This is a genomic window from Chryseobacterium sp. c4a (assembly GCF_009900745.1).
Classification (GTDB): domain Bacteria; phylum Bacteroidota; class Bacteroidia; order Flavobacteriales; family Weeksellaceae; genus Chryseobacterium.
This window is the reverse complement of the sequence record NZ_WXVU01000019.1, coordinates 12,845-28,196: the sequence shown is the minus strand read 5'-3', so window position 1 is coordinate 28,196 and position 15,352 is coordinate 12,845. Positions and strand designations below refer to the sequence as shown.

The following is a 15,352-nucleotide window of genomic DNA, read 5'->3' as shown; positions in this document are numbered from 1 at the left end:
TAAGATATCTTAAGAAACGTCAGACAGGTGTTTTTTTCTTAAATAGCTCAGATATTCCACTGTGATTCCAAGATAGGAGGCAATCATGTATTGGGGAAAACGCTGTTCGATATTGCGATAAGCAGTTACAAAATTTCTGTATTTGGTATAGGCATCCACTCTTGAGTGTTCAAACGTTCTTTCCTGTAAAGTAACATAGGCTGATTGTATTTTCAAGCGCCAGAATTCGGAGATTGCAGGAACTTCTTTATATAATAATTCTAAGTTCGTTTTACTGATCTGTACAATGGTGGCTTCATCATTAGCCTGAATAAACATTCTTGAAGGCTGCTCACTTAGATAGCTGTAAAGATCATTGATCCACCAGTTTTCAATACCGAATTGAGTAATATTTTCCTTCCCTTTTTCATCTATATGATAAGCATATAAACTTCCCTGAGCAATAAATCGCATATGTCTTGAAATTTGCCCTTCCCGAAGCAAATAATCTTTCTTTTTTAGCTGAATAAATTCCAGTTTTTGAATCACAAGATCAATCTCATTTTCTTTTAAAGGAACAATTTCCTTAAAATGTTGTGTGAGTTGCGAAATAATAATATCTGTATCCATAAAATGAAGTTGTGGCATTGCCCGTTGACATAGGAACAGGCAGGTAATGGTCAAATTTACGTAAATAGTATGGCATTAATCAAGGCTGATAGATGGTAATGGTATATTTTCAAATATCGTAAAGATTGGATGCTCAAATTTTACTATCTTAACTGATGTAATTGTAAATTATCGGTATATGGCACATTTTGATAATGAATTTCAAAAATATCTCGCAGAACTGGTGGAAACAGGTTTTGAATTTGTTAATAATAATTCAGAAGAAGTAGATACTGTCTATATCATTGGATTGATAGAATCAGGTTATTTCTATAAAGTCTTTTATGAAATCAATGGATATTTGGTGAAATCTCATAAAGTGAATGAAGTATCTGATATGCAGTATGACATTAGCAATGAAAAAGCATTTGAAATGCTAAATACAGGAAATCAGCTTTTGAAAAATATCGAAGAACTTTTCAAAAATGGAGGGAGGGAAGTGCCTGTAATGCTGAAGTTATCCTATCATCCAAAGACAGATAAATTCAATAGTGATTTTAGCTATCATAAAACTTTTACAGGACATACAACCCAAACAGCACAAGAGGTATATGAAGAATGGTTTACCCAGATTGATGAACAGAATGGATAATATTTTAACTTACCATAATTAAAAGGTAAATATGGAACTAATAAGCGATATAGGTAAGATTATATTTTTCCTGTTTTTATTATTGAGTTTTATTTTTTTACCCGCCAGCACAATATTTGAAGTTATCTCAGGATTGGGATAACTTCTTTTTTTGTAAAAAAATGAAAAGAAAAATAAATTAATATTATCTTTTGAGTCTTCAGATATTATTTTTCTCATTAAAAAGAAACCTTTGTTTTTGGAATACTATTTGTAATGCAATACAAAAAACTTAAATGAACTAAATTTATTAGTAATCAAACATTTATGTTACACATACAAATGATTTAAAATCTAACAATTATTATCTTTAAATAACTAAAAACATGTTCCCTTCTCAATTAAACCGAATATTTTATTCATATAATCTTCTTTTTTTATTTCTACTTTTCTATGCTGGATCAGCTTATGGCCAGGGAGGTTTTTCACGCCAAAAGTTCGATAGTGTTCTGCTAAAAAAAACAGAATCACTCCGTATTCAGGGGGATTATGAAAATCTTGTTCGCCTTAATAAAGACTATCTGAATCTGGCAGAAGAAAAAAATTACAAGGAAGGGATTATCCTTTGCTATATTAATATCTCTAACATTTCGGCAACCATCGGAAATTATAAAAGAGGACTCTCTTATCTTTCCCTGGCTGAGAAAGAACTTAAGAAAGTCAATAGTCCTGTTTTAAAAGCAAGGCTCTATCAGGAACATGGTCAGCTCAATGGAGTAATTGGTCTTTATAAAAGTGCCTTGGATCTGAACTCGAAAGGACTATATTATCTTAAAAATATTTCAGATCAGGAGAAAAGACAGTTTTATTTGTATAGGCTTTATGCCAACAGAGCAGATTTCTTATATAAAGCCAATAAAGCAGATTCAGCTTATATTTATTTACAGAAAGGAAAAAGAATTGATGGGCAGGGGGTTCTGCTCAATACCCTTTTGGCTAAACATCATTTGATTTATACCAAAAGAAAAGACTCTACCCTGATTTATCTGCAGAAAGCTTCTGAAAAAATTAACAATACAGGTAAAGTGAATGTTCAGAGTGGTTTTGTGTATTTGACGTATGGAGATTATTATTTTGCAGAAAAAGATTATAAGACTGCTTTAGAGTATTACAATAAAGGGCTAGATAACTATAGCAAGACCAACAGACTCTACAATATCCCGGGAATCTATGAATCTATAGCAAAAACGTATAGGATGCTGAATGAACCTCAGAAGGAAGAAGAGGCGATGCAAAAATATACGGAAGAAAAAACAGCGCTGGAAAATATTCAGAATGAAGCGATCAATATTTCGATAGATCACATGCTGAGTGATAAAGACGAAGAATCTAATGGATTCCATAAGAGAATTTACATTTATGTAGGCATTATTGTTATTTTATCCCTGATTGTTTTTATTTTACTTTATAGGCATAACAGAGCATTAAGGCAAAAGAAAAATGAATTCAAAAGTGAAGCACTTTCCCTTAAAAGCCGGATTAATGATTCCTTTGATGAGTTGGTGGGATTAGCCAAAAAGAATGATTCTACATTTTTGACAAGATTTCAGGAAATCTATCCTGAGTTTTGCCCAAGACTTTTAGAGATAAATCCAAGACTTGGAGCCTCAGAGATGGCATTTTGTGCTATGATAAAACTTAACTTTACCTCTAAGGAAATTGCCGAATATACATTTATTCAACACAAATCTGTACAGCAGAAAAAACACCGTTTAAGAAAAAAACTGAATGTTCCTACCGAACAGGAATTGTTTATCTTCTTTGATTCCTTATAAATATCAAACCAAAGAAAGTAAAAGGCTATCCAAAAACTGTAATAAGTCTTATTTTAAGTAGCTGTAAAACAAATGGCTAAAAATAATGTAGTATTTGTGTGGTAGCTGAATATTAGCAAACATTCTTGTTTTCTTTCTGTTTTTTATTACTTAGCATCTACAAATCATCATTATTTACTATATTTTCTCACATAGTGATTAAATATGATTTCAAAAATCTTAGTGTTAGGAGATTACTCATACTGTTTGATGTAATCTCTTTTTTTATGGGCTCATATTATTTCTTTTTTGATATAAGGCTGGCGGTCAGTTAATCAACCCTTTTTCAGATATTCATTTTAATCCAAAGCTTAGATCCTTTGATTTTAATTAAAGCATCAAGACTCTTATTAAAACCCAATTGATAAAAAATAGATCCTATGGATAGCATATATTTTGTGTTGGTCGGATTTTAGTCTTTTTTTATAGATATTTATCGATAAATGGCTTTGTTTAGGGAAAAAACAGCAAATGTGGTATATATGTAGTAGGGGGTTATTGTGTTTTTTTTTAATAAGTTTTTAAAATTTGCAAAACAAAATGAGGGGCGAAAAAATAGATGCCTTACAAAATAATAAAGATTCTTAAAACACAATGATCAGCCCCTCATTATTATGAAGTTATTGGAAATAAAAGTATGTTGAGAAATTATAAGGTAAATTTAATAATCAACAGAAATAAATGTGAGAAAAAATAAGTAAATTCATTCGATTAAATTAAGCATATATGAAAAACGTAAAACAATTTATTACAGCAATGGCAATTGTAATGTTTGCTACAGGAGCTTCAGCACAACTTAGTCCCAAAGGCGCAGGTTCAGACAAAGATAAACATGGTTGTAAAGGATCTGCAGGATACACATTCTCAGTGATAAAAAATGATTGTGTAAGACTTTTTGAAGAAAAAATACAATTGAAGGAAGTAGATTCAAAAAAATCCTATACATCTAATGCTGCAGTAATCCTTAGTGAAGATGAGAGAAAAGCAGAAATATTCCTGCCTTCATCCGAGGGAAGCTTAGTGCTGGATAAAATAGCATCCAAAAAAGCTGTAGTGTATAAAAAAGGGCAGTATTCTTTAACTAAAAATAAGAATGCTTATACCTTAAAACTAGCCAATAAAGTAGTTTTTAAAAGCTAAAAAACAATCTTCATTAGTATCAGCACGATTTTTAGATAGTGCTAAAAGGCTGTCTCAGAGTGGGGCAGCCTTGTGCATTTTAATAAGGATAATCTTTATTTATCCTGTCCGATATCCAGGCGGTCAAACTTTCCTTCACTATTCTTATGAAACTTGAAGAATACCGGAAATGTACCCCATTGTCCTGCCTTAAAATTACCATGGATATTTTTCCCTTCGTTTTCCACCCGATCTATACTGAGAAACATTTCTTTACCAAGAGCATTGGCAAAAAAGGATTTAAAATCAACTGTATTGCCATCATCAGTCATGGCAGGATTCTCAGTAAAAAAACTGTACCAGCTTTTATCTCCTGTCTGAAGTGCTTCAACAGCCTGTTTTACTTGTGGGTCTGATATTTTTGATGTATCCATAATCTTTTGTTTTTTTGAAGGTTGTAATCTTGAGGTTTGTTTTTCATTCACCGTATACTGACCACAGGCAGTACACGAAATACTGATGGCTAATAATGTTGCAAAATAGGAAGGTTTCATGTCAAAGCTGATTTTTAAAGGGATGTTGAAGATAAATAATCAATAGGTTAAGAAAAAGAAAAGGAAGTTCTATAAGTACTCCTTTAAGATCTTTGTCCAAAAGATGAAAACAGATGATTAACAAGATACCTGCGGCCATCAAAAAATTTCCCCATACAAATGTTTTAGGAAATAATATCAGGATGGAGGCAAGGATGGTGACGGCTCCATTAATCATCAGTCCGGTCTTATCAAATCCCCATTTTCCAAACATGGTGGCCATTTCAGCTTTTCCTGAAAGCATGGCTATTCCCTGCTTAAAACCCATGAACACAGCGGTAAGAATAAGTAAGGAATTAATAATTTTTAAAATCATATCAAGTGTTTTTTATATTAAATTCAAGAAATAGGTTAATACAAATATGCACGAAATGAATGACTTATGCATGGTGAATTTTTCGGAATTTTCGGCTCAGTTATGATGATATACTTCCCACAAAGATCATTTCCTCACTATCTGGATGATAGGTATTAAATTCCCAGTCTCCATAAACTGTTTTGATCTTTAAACCTACTTTTTCAAGCAGGTAAGAGATATTTTCTTTTGTGGGAAAAGAAATAACAGAGTTTGCCTGCCATAGTTTTCCTTTAGCTTTAGATTCATAAAACGTATGATATGTGAGCGTAGTACTATTTCCTTCCCAGGCGTTCCACGCTTTTATAGTTCCATGCTGTGGATGTGTAAAGAAGCGGGTAGACTCTTTTTCTGTCCATGTTTTCCAGTCTTTTACTAAGGGGTTCCTGGAATCAAATACAAATATACCCTCATCATTCAGATGATTTTTAATGGTTTGAAAAACGTTTTCTCTGTCTTCATCAGTAAGGAATACCTGAAATGCATGTCCAGTGAGAATAATAAGGTCAAATTTTTCAGGAATATTCAATAATCTGGCATCAGCTTGTATCCAGGTTACTTTATCAGATTTTTTTCGGGCTGCCTCAAGCATTTCTTTAGCAAAATCAGTAGCTGTTACCTTCTTACCCTTCTGAACCATTGTAACAGCTAGAGTTCCTGTTCCACAACCAATATCTAATATAGATTCAGCTTTTTTAATCCATCTGCTGTAACGTTTATAATCCTCTGTTCCTGGATTATCATAGTCATAAAATTGAACCAGTTCCGTATCCTGATATAGCCTGTCTTCCATATGTCTGAAAAGATAATAAATTCTATTAAAATATAATAAAATATAGTGTTGAAGCAATGCTTATGTTTATTGCCTGTTTTCTCTAAAAGAAAACCACAGTTTGTAATATTAAACTGTGGTTTTCGATAACTAAGAACTATTTAACTATGATTCTGTCTTTAGGTAACCAAAATGTAATGCAGGTTCTTTCCCAAATAAACACGAGAAAATGTTTTGGAACTCGTGGATATACTTACACTTGATAGCATTACCATAAATTTTCAACCCTTCCAGTATTTTTCTGGAGCTCAGGTCGATGTCGTATTTTATAAAAGCTTCCGGTCTTTCATATCTGATACTCTGCTCTGAACTATATGTTTTTGAAAATCCAAACTTTTCAAGCCATTCTTCTGTTATTTTAATAGGCTTGATAGCATCTGCCGGAACTGAAATACCGTGAATATCATTTTCAATTTTAACAAAATATGCCTGCTCCATATTCTGAAAAATCTCAGTAATCGTATAAATCTGATTTTTATACTCAACCAAGTTTTTGATTTTAAGATCTGCTACGTTCATAATATTTTGAATTTTTTAGTGGATGATATGGTGATATATAAAGAGCAAATATTATGCCTAGCATTGTATTGTGAGCTTTTGTTTCCGTGAATATTAGGTTAAATTTTTAAGGCAAAAAATTAAGAAAGTGTTAAAATAAAAGGGTATAGCCGCTTCATATTGTTTTTCATTTCAAATGAAAATGTGGTACCCGTGTGGTATTAATGTTTTTTATCTTTGGGAGAGGTATTGGCAGTTGCTAGAAGAAGAGCAATCACTACAGCAATAATAAGAAAAGCAATGAAAGCATTCCAGGAATAGGAGTGGAGAAGGTATCCTGTGCCACTTCCAAGAATACTTGATCCAAAGTAATAGAACAGCCAGTAAATAGAGGTGGCTGAAGATTTACCACGTCTGGCATAAAGAGCGGTCATCTGGCTTGTCATTGTATGAGCTGCAAAAAACGAAAAGGTAAATAATCCAAGACCAAAAATGAGAAGATAAAGGTTTTCTGACAATAATAATAAAGCTCCCATTAACATACAGAGGATGGATACTTTTAGAATTGTATTGGAAGGAAATTTTTTGGTAAGTCTGCCAACAGTCATTGTTCCGAAAACCCCGAAAATATACATCAGAAATATAAAAGCAATGATAAAGTGACTTAAAGAAAATGGCTGAGCCTCCAGTCTGAAGGTCAGATAATTGTAAACACTCACAAAAACTCCCATCACAAGCGCTGCTATAAAGTATAAACGGAGCATGTAAGGGTTGGTGAGGAAAAACTTCATTTGTTTTACTTTCAGATGATAATCTGTTTTTTGTGGATTAAAAAATTTTGATTTCGGAAATAATTTCCAGAATATAATCCCCAAGATCAGACTTTCTATTCCGATTACCAACACTGCATTACGCCAGCCAAATTCACCAGCTAAAATAGTCGCCAATATTCTTCCGCTCATTCCTCCAATAGTATTTCCACTGAGGTACATACTGATAGCGGATCCTATAACTGCAGCACTTACTTCTTCTGTAAGGTAGGCAAGAGCAACCGCTGAGACACCAGATACAACAAACCCTTTGAATATTCCGATAGTGATCAAAAGGGTAAGACTTGGAATCCAGGTTGAAATAATGGTCAATAAAGCAGAGGAAACCAATGAAAAGGTCATCAACCCTTTTCGGGAATAACTATCTGCTTTAAAGGCAAAAAATAATAATCCCAAGGCCATTCCGATAGTAGATGACGAAACAAGCAAAGAAGTATCTCCCACAGATACCTTGAAGTGGTCAGCAGCCATGGGTAGCATGGGCTGAAAAAGGTAAAGCTGTGCGAATACCGAAAGTCCGGAAAAGAAAATACAAAGTTTTATATATCGGAAACGTATGCTTCCCTGATCTGCTTTCTCCAATGGATTCAAAATTTTTTGCATTTACAATGCAGTGGCTTCATAGAAAATAAGGTTCCGTAAATTTCCTGATTATTTTTTAATTGTAAAAATCATTATCTCAATGATAATAATAGGAAGGAGTGATGATAAGACGGGGGCTGGAAGAGGGGAGATGGATGTTTATATTGAACAGGTGGTAATGGGTTTATAATCAGTCAACTCGGGCTCTTTTCCTGCTTCCGGCACTTCACTATCAGTGCATCATTTCATACACCTTGATCAATTCAGCAATATTAGCCACATCAAGTTTTTGGAAAATCCTTTTTTTGTAAGTACTTACCGTCGACATCTGGATGTTGAGTTTATTGGCAATTTCAAGATTTCCGTTACCATCTGCTAATAACTTGAAAATTTCGTACTCCCGAGATGATAACTTTTCAGCAGGATTACTTTTTTTATTCTGAATAATAAGCCCGATTAATTCTGCCGGATAGAAGTACCCTTTTTCAATCACTGTTCGAACGGCATTTTTAATCTCTTCTTCACTGCTTTGCTTGTTCAGATAACCTTCTGCTCCCTCCCGGATATATTGTATTGCTACATCTTTATCATACCCTGAAAATACAAGGATTTTGATGGAGTTTTGTATAGCTTTAAGCTCGGAAATCATCTTTTTATACTGAGTTCCTGGCATATCGATATCTAAAATAATAAGACTGTAATCCTGAGATTCCAGCATTTTTTTAACCTGTGCATAATTTTCTGCAAAATCTATCTTCAGCTCCGGAAATCCCGATTCAAGGACTAAAGCGGTTCCTGCTCTGACTACATAGTGATCATCGGCAATTAAGATTCTTTCATTCATAGTAAATTAGTTTTTTTTGAGCATTAATTCCACAATGGTTCCCTGAGGCTGGTTATGTCTGAAACTGATTTCAGCATTGATTTTCTTTACCAAATGAATAACCATATGTAATCCCAATCCTTTTCCTTTAAAGCTGGGAGTTTCCAATTTAGGATTTCTGAATAAATTCATGTACATATTGATCTGTTCGTCCGGCATTCCCGTTCCAGTATCAGAGATTATTATTGTGATTTTCTGATTAATTTCTATTGCATTAAGGTGTATTTCCCCATCAAACGTATTTTTTACGGCATTATCAAGAATATTGTGAATAATAGCAGTTAAAATACTTTCATTGACTTTTGAGGACACATTCATTGCTGCTGTATTAATGATTGTAGTCCCTCTTTCTTTGGCAATTTCGCAGAAGAGCTTTTTCTTGATCTCAAGAATCCTGTTGATCGGATATTCCTCTTCTTCGAAGATGTTCTCAGCTTTATACAGTTCAGTATACTCCTTTAAATTGAGAGTGAACTGATAAAGCTGCTCAGATGACTTATAAATACTGTCAAAATATTTTTTTTGAAGCTCCAGATCATCAGATTCATGAAGCTTTTGCGAGAGCATAGCAATAAATCTAATAGGAGTAGTGATATCATGACTAATGGTTTCTACCAATTTTTTCTGGTATTCGGTTTCTTTTCGTAGATCACTTTTTACCACTTCCAGGTTAAGTGAAGTTTCTTTCAGCTCTGAATTTTTATTGTGAACAATCTGCTTCAGAACTCTGTTCTTTATTCTCAAAAAATTGGTCATTAGTTGCACAATCACAATAATGATAATCAAAATGATGATAGATACAGAAACTCGAAACAGTAAGGTCTGATAAAAAAGAGGCTGGATCTTGAATTTGATGGATTTTTGTTCAAACTTTCCATCAGGAGAAACCAACATTCTAATGCTGAGGGTGTAATCTCCCGGAGCCAGGTTGCTGATGGTGTATTTTAATTCTTTCCCTGTTGTAATCGGTTCCCATTCAGAGTTTTCCTTTCCTGATATTTTAGCCTCTAAATAAAGATTTTCCAGATTGGAAAAATAAGGAACATCAATAAAGATTTCCGCAGTTTTATAATTATTTTGAAGATCAAGAAGATGATGGAAATATTGAGGTTCAGAATTTCCAATCCTTACCCTTTCTATATACATTTTGTTCTTATCCGGATAGAAAGTTCTTACATTATCCGGATTGAAAAACACAAAGCCATCCATTGAAGGAAACACAAAATCTCCATTCTCCAATGCATAGGCATTGGGCTGTGAACTTCCGTTGAACTCATTGGTGAGGAATCCGTCTCTTTTGGTGAAGCGGTAATAATAAACAGGACTTTTTCTATCCTGTACATATTGCAACAGTTGTTTTTTGGGAACCTTAAAAAGGCCGTTGTTGGAAGATATCCAATAAAATCCTTTTCGATCTTCAAGAATAAAATGGGCAGACATCAGATTGTTATTCCTGTCATTAGGCATTTTGATCAGTTTCCGATTTTTGAGGAGAAAAAAGCCATCTTTATTGGTCATCACCCAGATTAAATTATCCTTTGTCCGGATAATACTTTTAACATGAATGTTTTTGTAGATGGGAGTCATCTTTTTACTTCCAAGAACTACAGAATACAACCCATCACTGTTGCCCACCAAAATTTCATTTTCACTGTATTGGAAGAAATTATTTACAAAGCTATCAAAATCATAGGTGTAATCCGGCTTTGAAAATGCATCATTCTTAAAAATCTGAAGCTGGCTTTTAGAATTCCCTGAAAAAGACATCCCATAAAGATTTCCACTTTGTAAAAAAGCTTCAAAACCTGGCTTTATGAAGGTTGAATCTTTCTTTCTATAACTGGAATTCTTATAAAACTTAATAATGCTGTTTCTTTTCCGGATCAGGATATTTCCGGTTTTGTCATACATCATAAGGTAATTGTCACTATTACCAAATGGATACTTTTTTACAATTCCGTCTCTTCCGAACTCTGTACCGTCTTCTGCAATGATTGTATTCTTACTGAAGGGAAGTGAGGCATAGTAAACATTATTGGAAAAATCCGCTTTTTTTCTGGCAACATAAAAGTCCGAGAGCTTTAAAACATTGAGTCCATTGTTTAAAGTTCCGAGATAAAGTTTGTTGAATTTCCAGCCATAAAACATGGAACAATAAGAATGACTTCCTATTTCATTGTATTTCACAAGGAATTTCAATTCAGGTTTGTTTTCATTGCCTACTACAATGTAAATGTCATTATTGTTGATGACAAAGGTTTGATTGGTTATTTGCTGCCAATAAATCCTTGTCTCGGGGTCATTAAAAAGGCTGGGTTCTTGATGAACAGACAACTTTCCATTAGAAATAGCATAAGTCTTCCTGTTCTTCATATCATTAATGAAAAGAACCTCATTGAATACGAACATATTGTTCAGATCTCTGTTGGAAAATGGAATAAATATTTTTGTTTTATTCCCTTTTTCATCCTTGTAGATGATCACGTTCTTTTCATTAAAACTGTATGTAGCATTTTTGAGTTTTACATAATATTGGATGTCATTGTAAAAATTACAGGCTAAGATATTATTGGCAACCCTGTGCACAAATTCTTTTCCTGTAGTGTATGTTATTTTGTCACTGCTGTGAAGTTTTGTAAGCTGGGGGAACCTATTTTTAATAAGAATTTTGTTCTCCTGAAAATCGTTAAGAACCGTAATGCTGTCCATACGTTGATCCCCAATGAATTCTCCGAAGTGAAGATTGTTTATTTTAAAATTATTAAAGGTAATGAAAGAACTTCCATCATAGCGTACCAGACCGTTTTCAGTAGAGATCCAGATAAAGCCATACTTATCCTTGACAATAGCCTTCGCACTGCTTTGCGGAAGCCCATTGTCAATATTATACCAAGTCGATGTATAGCGTTGTCCGTATATGTTGAAATATAAGCAAGTGAAAAACAATGCCCAAACTCTCATGCAAAACTGATCTGTGTCTCTTGCCCTAGAGCAAAAAACGGTTAATAATAGTTTTTATACAAGTCGAAGTTTTTTTAATAGATAGGAACGATTGGAAATAAATTTTAGTCATTAATTTTTTGCGTCTGTGTTTTTAAGCGTTAAATAGTTTCGTTTGATGGTGTAAAAATAATGAAATTATACAGATAAATCAGCATGTTTTGATGGGTTTTATTATGAGTTTTGTCTGTATTTACTGATAAAGACACTGATATTAGTCGGCTTTTTTGTAGTAATATTTCTACAAGCTGTGATAATTTATTTTACGAATTTGGTTGTAATGCGTAAAATTCAAATCTGTATTTATTCCTGCAACACTCATTTTGTGAAACTTTAATGGGGTAAAGAATAAGTCATCTGAAAGTATTTTTATGCTTTTTATAGATTAATGATGTTGAAAAACAATGAGATATATTTTTTTTTGATATTGTTATTTTTTATTCGGTATAATGCATGTTGAATGGCATTTGTTCATGATGTTTTGTAGTAAAAATTTTACAAAAAAATGGTGTTTTTTCTACATCTTATTTTTGATAGGATTTTGCAGGTTTCATACTTTTGCAAACAGTTCCCACAACGATGAAAAAGATAGTATTTACTACAATAATGATTCTACAAACACAAACGATTTTATCCCAAAACAAAAGGTCTCGATAGGAGATCTTTTGTTTTTTTATTACATCATAAAAGTGTAATAAAATTATAGAAATAAGTTGAGTTTATTTTAAGACTAAAAAAGTAGAGTTATTATCTTTATTTGCTACCCGAAAAGTTCACCATGTGGATTTTAATTCGTATTTTTAATTTTATAATTTTAATTAATTATAAGTAAAAAGCAAGATGAAAAGAAGTGAAGAGATTACCCATCAGTATTTTAGTTTTTTAGAAAACCATATTCAGGAAGTGATTTCAGGAAATGTATCTGATTTTATGGAGGTTAACGAAATTGCAGGACATTTGGCTGTGTCTCATAAACATCTTACAGATACCGTTAAAAAAGAAACAGGGCAGCATCCCTGTCACTTCTATGACGAAGAAATTATCAAGCAAGCCAAACAAATGCTTATCAATTCAGATAAATCTGTTGCGGAAATTGCCCGTATTTTTACTTATGATCCTTCCAATTTTTCAAAATTCTTTAAAAAAATGACAGGTGATACACCAGGCGATTTCAGAAAATCATTCAAAAGGTGAATTATTAGTTTTTAAAAACCTTATTAATTGTTGTTAAAATGTTTTTTTTAGTGTTGAATTTAACAATGGATTTGTTAGAAATATCTATCCTAAATTACTGATTTGTTGTGGAAATGAATTAATGAAAAAAATAATGATTTATAAATGAGGTAGTTGTAATAAATCGTATGAAATTTTTACGGTTTGTTTATTTATATTGATTTATTAGTTTCTTTTTTTTATTAAATTTATATTTAGAAAACGAATTAAATCAAAATAAAGAATATTTAAAAAAGCAGCTGATATAGAGTTGATTTGACCTCAAAAAATGTTATGTCTTTAATGTTTTTTTAATTTCATAAAGCTCTTGAAGCCTCTTTAATAGTTATATATTTGCTACTTGAACCCCCACTAAATAACTAACTTAGGATGAACATTGATTTTGCGACAGCAACATTTAAGGATTTTGAGAATATCCCAGAATATGATATTGCTCAAAGAGCCGATTACTTTTATGAATTTCTAGATAATATGAAGGCTAGAGGACACATGAATTACAGACTGAGAAATACCTCAGGAACAAATGCTACATTAAACATCAATATTGCAGATCAAAATAAGCAGTATGTAAGCTTTGTGTCTAGTGATTATTTAGGATTTACGCAGCACCCGAAAGTAAAACAGGCTGCTATCGAAGGAATAGAAAAATACGGAACAGGTACGGGAGCCACGCCACTTATTGGAGGGTATTTCGACTACCATTATGCTTTAGAAAAAAAAATTGCTAATTTTTTTGGGAGAAATGAAGATGAAGCTGTTATCTTTACAACCGGATATACAGCCAACAGTGCCACTTTGCAAATATTGCTACAGAAGGAAGATATAGCTATTCTGGATAGTGCAGTACATGCCAGTGTACACGAAGGATGTGTTTTTACAAATAAAAAAACGTTTCCACATAATAATTTGGAAGCTTTGGAACACATTTTGAAGATATCTGAAAATACGTACCGTACGAAACTCGTTATTGTGGATGGAGTCTATTCTCAGGATGGTGACACCTCACGTATTAGCGAAATATATGATCTTGTTAAGAAATATAATGCCTATCTTATGGTAGATGACGTACATGGCGTCGGCATTATGGGAAAAACAGGAAGAGGAACTCTTGAAGATCCGAATTTGCTCGATAAAGTAGATTTTATTACAGGTACTTTCAGCAAAACTTTCGGAAATTTGGGTGGGTATGTTATTACCAATAAAAAAATTGCCTCTTTTCTCAAGTTTCAATCCAGACAACAGATTTTCTCCGCTACAGCTCCACCTTCCTCCGCAGGAATCGTTACTGCTATCGATTTGATCGATGAAGAACCGATTTGGAGAGAAAGACTATGGAAAAACATCCACTATTTAAAGAAAGGTCTGGATGACTTAGGCTTAGATACCGGAATCACATGTTCAGCTATTATTCCAGTGAAAATTGGAGACCAAAGCAAAATGTGGGATATAGGCAGAATGTTGATTGAACAAGGGGTGTATACCAACCCAATCATGTATCCGGCCGTAGCCAGAAAAGATGCGCGGATAAGGATGACTGTAACGGCGAGACACGAGAAAGAACATCTCGACAAAACACTTAATGTCTTTGATGATATTAATAAAAAAATGCATATTGCAAAAAAATAATAAATTATGCCTAGAAAAGTAGTGCAGGGCCCAATTAGGGACAAAGAAAAAACCAAGCAAAAGCTGCTAGCAGCAGTAGGTAAAATTTTAAGAGTAAAAGGTTACTCCGGATTAAAAGTAAGTAAAATTGCAGCAGTAGCTGGCTTTGATAAAAAGCTTATATATGAGTACTTTGGAAGTACAGATAAGCTTATTGATGAATATATCAAGTCTCAGGATTACTGGAGCAAGTTTAGCCCAAATATCGAAGAGGAGCAACAGTCAAGTAAAGGCCAGGATGCTTTAACCAAAGGTATTCTTGCTCAGTTTGAAAATTTGAAGAAAAATAAAGAACTTCAAAAAATAATTCTTTGGGAACTTTCTGAAAGTAAACCAATCCTTCGAAAGCTTGTACAAGAAAGAGAAGATGTTGGTAAATTGCTTTTCGAAAGTATTACTGATCCTTATTTTGGTGAAGACGCGAAGAGATTCAGAGCTATTATTGCTTTAATTGTTTCTGGTGCGTATTACTTAAACCTTTACCCTGCTTATAATGCAAGTGAATTCTGTGGCCTTGATATGAAGACGGAGGAAGGAAGATCTGAAATAGAAAAAGCAATTGTAGATATCATCAATTTTGCTTATCAGAAAAAAAAGTAATAAAGATGAATTAAAAGTTTTCCAATTAAGACAAGATTAAGCTTGTGGATAATTTGAAAACTTTTAATT

Annotated in this window: 14 protein-coding genes; 6 read left to right on the top strand and 8 right to left on the bottom strand. The window is 33.1% G+C overall.

Translation table 11 applies throughout. The features are described 5' to 3' along the window. Positions 1-9: 9 nt before the first annotated feature. Positions 10-609 (bottom strand): Crp/Fnr family transcriptional regulator, encoded by a 600-nt coding sequence (locus GTR01_RS20365; RefSeq protein WP_160139560.1) that lies wholly within the window; start codon positions 607-609, stop codon positions 10-12. A gap of 178 nt (positions 610-787) precedes the next feature. Between GTR01_RS20365 and GTR01_RS20360 the strand changes: the two genes are divergently transcribed. The 3 genes from GTR01_RS20360 (at position 788) to GTR01_RS20350 (ending at position 4,233) form a co-directional block, all read left to right on the top strand. After that, positions 788-1,240: a hypothetical protein gene (locus tag GTR01_RS20360; protein ID WP_160139559.1), complete on the top strand. Its 453-nt coding sequence runs from the start codon at positions 788-790 to the stop codon at positions 1,238-1,240. Positions 1,241-1,605: 365 nt separating this feature from the next. Then, positions 1,606-3,054 carry a tetratricopeptide repeat protein gene (locus GTR01_RS20355; protein WP_160139558.1) on the top strand — a complete coding sequence of 483 codons (1,449 nt, stop codon included), beginning with the start codon at positions 1,606-1,608 and terminating at the stop codon, positions 3,052-3,054. Positions 3,055-3,819: 765 nt separating this feature from the next. After that, positions 3,820-4,233 carry a hypothetical protein gene (locus tag GTR01_RS20350; RefSeq protein WP_228452298.1) on the top strand — a complete coding sequence of 138 codons (414 nt, stop codon included), beginning with the start codon at positions 3,820-3,822 and terminating at the stop codon, positions 4,231-4,233. A gap of 95 nt (positions 4,234-4,328) precedes the next feature. On the opposite strand, the gene GTR01_RS20345 is transcribed toward GTR01_RS20350, so the two are convergent. From GTR01_RS20345 to GTR01_RS20315, 7 genes are all read right to left on the bottom strand, one after another. Next, the gene (locus GTR01_RS20345; protein WP_228452297.1) at positions 4,329-4,766 is read right to left on the bottom strand and encodes a hypothetical protein; all 438 of its coding nucleotides are present in this window, start codon (positions 4,764-4,766) and stop codon (positions 4,329-4,331) included. A gap of 1 nt (position 4,767) precedes the next feature. Then, positions 4,768-5,121 (bottom strand): DoxX family protein, encoded by a 354-nt coding sequence (locus tag GTR01_RS20340; protein ID WP_160139557.1) that lies wholly within the window; start codon positions 5,119-5,121, stop codon positions 4,768-4,770. Between the two features lie 100 nt (positions 5,122-5,221). Further along, a complete protein-coding gene (locus GTR01_RS20335) occupies positions 5,222-5,953 on the bottom strand; it encodes a class I SAM-dependent DNA methyltransferase (protein ID WP_160139556.1) in 732 nt (243 codons plus the stop codon). A 144-nt stretch (positions 5,954-6,097) separates the two neighbouring features. Then, the gene (locus GTR01_RS20330; protein WP_160139555.1) at positions 6,098-6,511 is read right to left on the bottom strand and encodes a hypothetical protein; all 414 of its coding nucleotides are present in this window, start codon (positions 6,509-6,511) and stop codon (positions 6,098-6,100) included. A 200-nt stretch (positions 6,512-6,711) separates the two neighbouring features. Next, positions 6,712-7,923 (bottom strand): MFS transporter, encoded by a 1,212-nt coding sequence (locus tag GTR01_RS20325; protein ID WP_228452296.1) that lies wholly within the window; start codon positions 7,921-7,923, stop codon positions 6,712-6,714. 211 nt (positions 7,924-8,134) lie between these two features. Beyond that, complete coding sequence (locus GTR01_RS20320; RefSeq protein ID WP_160139554.1) at positions 8,135-8,746, bottom strand: response regulator transcription factor; 612 nt, start codon at positions 8,744-8,746, stop codon at positions 8,135-8,137. Between the two features lie 6 nt (positions 8,747-8,752). Further along, a complete protein-coding gene (locus GTR01_RS20315; RefSeq protein ID WP_160139553.1) occupies positions 8,753-11,746 on the bottom strand; it encodes a sensor histidine kinase in 2,994 nt (997 codons plus the stop codon). A gap of 879 nt (positions 11,747-12,625) precedes the next feature. Between GTR01_RS20315 and GTR01_RS20310 the strand changes: the two genes are divergently transcribed. The 3 genes from GTR01_RS20310 to GTR01_RS20300 all read left to right on the top strand — a co-directional run bounded on the left by GTR01_RS20310 (position 12,626) and on the right by GTR01_RS20300 (position 15,283). Next, the gene (locus tag GTR01_RS20310) at positions 12,626-12,979 is read left to right on the top strand and encodes a helix-turn-helix domain-containing protein (protein WP_160139552.1); all 354 of its coding nucleotides are present in this window, start codon (positions 12,626-12,628) and stop codon (positions 12,977-12,979) included. Between the two features lie 408 nt (positions 12,980-13,387). Beyond that, positions 13,388-14,644: an aminotransferase class I/II-fold pyridoxal phosphate-dependent enzyme gene (locus tag GTR01_RS20305; protein WP_160139551.1), complete on the top strand. Its 1,257-nt coding sequence runs from the start codon at positions 13,388-13,390 to the stop codon at positions 14,642-14,644. 6 nt (positions 14,645-14,650) lie between these two features. Then, positions 14,651-15,283, top strand: coding sequence for a TetR/AcrR family transcriptional regulator (locus GTR01_RS20300; protein ID WP_160139550.1), 633 nt, complete (start codon positions 14,651-14,653; stop codon positions 15,281-15,283). The last annotated feature ends 69 nt before the right edge of the window (positions 15,284-15,352 follow it).

Bases quoted from the DNA above. Each gene is read 5' to 3' on its own strand.
- GTR01_RS20365 (WP_160139560.1), bottom strand. From the start codon at position 609: ATGGATACAGATATTATTATTTCGCAACTCACACAACATTTTAAGGAA.
- GTR01_RS20360 (WP_160139559.1), top strand. From the start codon at position 788: ATGGCACATTTTGATAATGAATTTCAAAAATATCTCGCAGAACTGGTG.
- GTR01_RS20355 (WP_160139558.1), top strand. From the start codon at position 1,606: ATGTTCCCTTCTCAATTAAACCGAATATTTTATTCATATAATCTTCTT.
- GTR01_RS20350 (WP_228452298.1), top strand. From the start codon at position 3,820: ATGAAAAACGTAAAACAATTTATTACAGCAATGGCAATTGTAATGTTT.
- GTR01_RS20345 (WP_228452297.1), bottom strand. From the start codon at position 4,766: ATGAAACCTTCCTATTTTGCAACATTATTAGCCATCAGTATTTCGTGT.
- GTR01_RS20340 (WP_160139557.1), bottom strand. From the start codon at position 5,121: ATGATTTTAAAAATTATTAATTCCTTACTTATTCTTACCGCTGTGTTC.
- GTR01_RS20335 (WP_160139556.1), bottom strand. From the start codon at position 5,953: ATGGAAGACAGGCTATATCAGGATACGGAACTGGTTCAATTTTATGAC.
- GTR01_RS20330 (WP_160139555.1), bottom strand. From the start codon at position 6,511: ATGAACGTAGCAGATCTTAAAATCAAAAACTTGGTTGAGTATAAAAAT.
- GTR01_RS20325 (WP_228452296.1), bottom strand. From the start codon at position 7,923: ATGCAAAAAATTTTGAATCCATTGGAGAAAGCAGATCAGGGAAGCATA.
- GTR01_RS20320 (WP_160139554.1), bottom strand. From the start codon at position 8,746: ATGAATGAAAGAATCTTAATTGCCGATGATCACTATGTAGTCAGAGCA.
- GTR01_RS20315 (WP_160139553.1), bottom strand. From the start codon at position 11,746: ATGAGAGTTTGGGCATTGTTTTTCACTTGCTTATATTTCAACATATAC.
- GTR01_RS20310 (WP_160139552.1), top strand. From the start codon at position 12,626: ATGAAAAGAAGTGAAGAGATTACCCATCAGTATTTTAGTTTTTTAGAA.
- GTR01_RS20305 (WP_160139551.1), top strand. From the start codon at position 13,388: ATGAACATTGATTTTGCGACAGCAACATTTAAGGATTTTGAGAATATC.
- GTR01_RS20300 (WP_160139550.1), top strand. From the start codon at position 14,651: ATGCCTAGAAAAGTAGTGCAGGGCCCAATTAGGGACAAAGAAAAAACC.